General features: G+C 35.7%; 2 protein-coding genes. Both read left to right on the forward strand.

Going from position 1 to position 4,002, the window contains the following annotated elements; all coding sequences use genetic code 11:
- The first annotated feature begins 80 nt into the window (after positions 1-80).
- Positions 81-1,486 (forward strand): IS3 family transposase gene (locus B4H39_RS04770; protein WP_394304495.1). Its coding sequence is split into 2 segments (ribosomal slippage): positions 81-570 and positions 570-1,486, totalling 1,407 coding nucleotides; the frame shifts between segments, so codons are not numbered across the junction.
- A 187-nt stretch (positions 1,487-1,673) separates the two neighbouring features.
- The gene (locus B4H39_RS04775) at positions 1,674-3,935 is read left to right on the forward strand and encodes an N-6 DNA methylase (protein WP_251421817.1); all 2,262 of its coding nucleotides are present in this window, start codon (positions 1,674-1,676) and stop codon (positions 3,933-3,935) included.
- The last annotated feature ends 67 nt before the right edge of the window (positions 3,936-4,002 follow it).

The raw sequence follows: 4,002 nt of genomic DNA on the forward strand, positions 1-4,002 counted from the left end.
ACAGCACAGCACAGCACAGCACAGTGATATGACCCCCAGAAGTTAGACTAGAAAAATCTAACTTTTGGAGGTCTTTTCTTATGAAAAAGTATTCTTTTGAATTCAAACTTAAGGTTGTGAATGATTATCTCTCAGGAGTGGGAGGCTATACATTTCTAAGAGATAAATATGGACTGTCTAACCATGAAGTAGCTCTTAGATGGGTTAATGCTTATAAAAAATTTGGAGAAGAGGGGTTAAAACGCAACCCTCACAATACTGTTTATGATTCCAATTTTAAACGCAATGCGGTAAACTTATACTTAACAAGTGAAATGTCTTATCGCGAAGTTGCCAAACAATTAAACATGAGTAATTGTACAGTGATTGTTCGTTGGGTTAAAGAGTACCGTCAAGAGAGGGAATTTGCTTTTATTTCAAAGCCTCGTGGAAGACCTAGAAAAGAGAATGAATTGTCAAAGCCTAAATCTAAGAAGACTAAGAAATCAAAAGAGGAGCACTCAGAGCTTGAGAGACAACTCGCGGAAGCTCAAGAAGAGAATCTTTACCTACGTGCTGAGTTAGAGTATTTAAAAGGCTTGAGGAGACTTCGAATGGAACAACAAATTCGGGAAAATCCCGACTTGTTCAAAGCCTCCAAAGACAATTCCAGTTCCCTCTTGAACTCCTCCTCAGAGTTGCTAGACTAGCTCGGAGTACTTATTTCTATTGGCTTAAACGCTTCGAACGTCCCAATAAGGACGAAGACATTGAGCAAGCTATGCTGGAAATTCGCAAGGAACATAAGAATGCAGGTTATCGTCCAATGGTACAGTTGCTTAAAGACAAAGGCTTTCATGTCAACCATAAGAAAGTACAACGCTTGATGAAAAAACTGGGACTACGTGTGACTTCTTTTGGGCGCAAATCCCGCAAGTACAATTCTTACAAGGGAAAAGTGGGCAAGACTGCTAAAAATAAGTTGAATAGACGCTTTCATACCCGTATTCCTCACCAGAAAATAACGACAGATACGACAGAGTTTAAATATTACGATAAGGGCGTTCAGAAGAAGGCTTATCTTAATCCTTTCTTGGACTTGTTTAACAACGAAATTGTGAGCTTTGAAGTCTCTAAGCAGCCAACTTATCATGCGATTTCAAGTGCGCTCACGCAGGCACTTGAAGTGACTTCTGACTGCCCTTATCGCCGAACTTTTCACTCTGATCAAGGCTGGGCTTACCAGACCAAAAGCTATGTTCACACGCTCAATGAACATCGAATTTTCCAGTCGATGAGTCGCAAGGGAAATTGTCTTGATAACTCTGTTATGGAGAACTTCTTTGGCCTTTTGAAGCAGGAAATCTACTATGGAAAGGTCTTTCACTCTTATCAAGAACTGAACACCGCTATTACGAAGTGGATTCAATACTACAACACCAAACGAATTAAGAAGAAATTGAATTGGTTAGCACCTGCTCAATTTCGGCTTGCTTATCAAAAATAAAATACAAAAAAATGAGATATTTCTATCTCATTCAAAAGTCTAACTTTTAGGGGTCACTACACAGCACAGCACAGCACAGGTAGGTGATACCTTTTTTTATAGTGCCCTAAAAAAGAGCCGTAGCAACATTTTAGTAGATGAAGCTATGGTTCTTTTTGTAGCTATCAACCAAAAGGTGGTGGCATAAGTGGGAAAGAAAGTGCAATCTAGCGAAACTATTACTGAAAATATTTTTCGTTCGTTTTATGGTCCTGATACTTTCATTGAAAAGTCCGCAATTGATAAGTCTTATGGTTTCAAATCAAAGAATGGGACATCATTTGCAGGTTACCCAGATTTTTTTCTTGATTTACCTGACTTTGCAATAATTGTTGAAGCAAAACCACTCTTACATTCTAGAGCTGAAGAAGAAGTTAAGTTCTATATGACGACAAACAACATTAAGAAAAATATGGTTGGGATTGCAGTATCGGGACGAGAATTAAGTCAAATAAAGGTAACCTATTTTTTCAAGAAAACGGATTCTGATGAAATAGAGAAGTTCAATATAAAAGATAAGCTGCTCACACTTGAAAATATTGGAAAAGCATTAAGTAAGCGTGTTTCGGGAGAAACTATCTCAGATGAGCAGCTTGTTAGCATTTTGAAGTCTATCAATGAAAAATTCCATGATGGTGGAATAAAAGATACCTACCGAAGTTTGTTTTTTTCAGGTATTATGATTGCATTGACTAATACAAATTTTCGGAGCATCTACCTGAACATTCAAGAACCAACTGATCAAGAGATAGCAACAACTTCAGTTACAATATTAAATGCCCATTATATGAACAAGTCAATCCTTCAAGCAGTTGATACTCAACTGGGATTAAAAGTCAATAATTTGTCAAAAGAGTTTAGTTGGCGTGACCAGTTTTCATTTATAAAAAATATCGACTTGCCATTGTTGACTTATAAGCAACTAATATCTCAAATCCACAATAAAATCTTTATCCCTTATCAATACGAAGAAAAGCAGGATATATTAGGAAAAGCTTATAAGATTTTTCTTTCTCGTGCAGGGAAGATTGAAAATAAAAATATCATTTTAACTCCTGACCATATAAAAGAGTTAATGGTCAAGTTAGCTCGATTAAACGTCAATGATGTCGTAATTGATACTTGTACTGACTCGGGTGGCTTTCTAATGGAGGCTATGGAAACACTATATAATCTTGCTAAAGATGATGAAGATAAGCTTGAAGAAATACGAAATCGCCAGTTAATAGGATTTGAGATTGATCCTGTATTATTTTCGTTAGCATGTTCAAATATGTTCCTACATGGAGATGGTCGTTCAAATATGCTGTTTAGGAATAGTCTTTTAAACGTGAGTGATAATACAATTATGAACAATAAGGATGATGTATTACTTGAGTATATTAGAGAAAAGAAACCCACAAAGTGTATCATCAATCCACCTTATGAGAATAAAAATCCAATCAAATTCACATTACAGGCTATTGATTATCTTGAAAATAATGGGAAGCTCATTATTATTATGCCAAGTCCAACGTTAACAAAAAATCAAGGAAAAGATGGGACGACAGGCTTAACCGACCTGTTGCTAGAAAAAGCACGGCTTGATTATGTAATAAAGATGCCTCTATCTATTTTTAGAGAACAAGGGAGGACCGTTAATACTTCAATTTTTGGATTCACAAAAACTCCACATAATCCAACAGATGAAGTCTTGTTCTATAATCTTGAGGATGATGGATTAGTTAGCGTCCAACACAAAGGACGAATTGACAAAAACAATCGATGGAATGACATAGAAAATCAAATTGTAGATTCAATTAACAATTCTAAGGAAATACAAGGTATTTCGGAAAAGAAAAAAATTTATAAAGAAGGTGTTCTAAATGCAGCAGGCTACCAAAATGAGGACGGTAGTCACCACAAGTTAGTAAAATTCAAAGAGCTATTTTCATCAACAAAGGGAGAACTTGCTTCAACCAATGAAATGGACGATGGGGAATATGATTTTATTACGGCTTCGGATGAGTGGAAAAAGTATTCGTCATACACACATGATGAGGAAGCGTTAGTTTATGCCGTATCAGCAAGTGGATCATTAGGGAAAAGCCAGTATGTAAATGGAAAGTTTATCGCAAGTAATTTATGTTTGGTGTTGACACCAAAGAACTACGATAAATATCCAATCAACATGAAATTTTATAATTGGTATTTTGAAGCCATTAGAAAAAAAGTTGTTGCTGATCTTGCGGATGGTACTTCAAAACTAACAATCAATCCTGGCCACTTGAATGAATATTTTGTAGAATATTTCCCTATTGAAGAGCAGAATGCTTTTGTTAACGAATATATTGTTAAATATGATGAATTAAAGAAACAAGTGCAACGAGCTGAGAGGGATTTGAAAATAAATCTTAGAAATTTTATGTAAGTCTTTTATAGGATTACATGTGTTTGGGGAGTTTAAAACTAATAGATGAAGTCAAATTTGACTTCAT

This window comes from Lactococcus sp. UBA7128 (assembly GCF_002492185.1).
GTDB classification, from domain to species: Bacteria; Bacillota; Bacilli; order Lactobacillales; family Streptococcaceae; genus Lactococcus; species Lactococcus muris.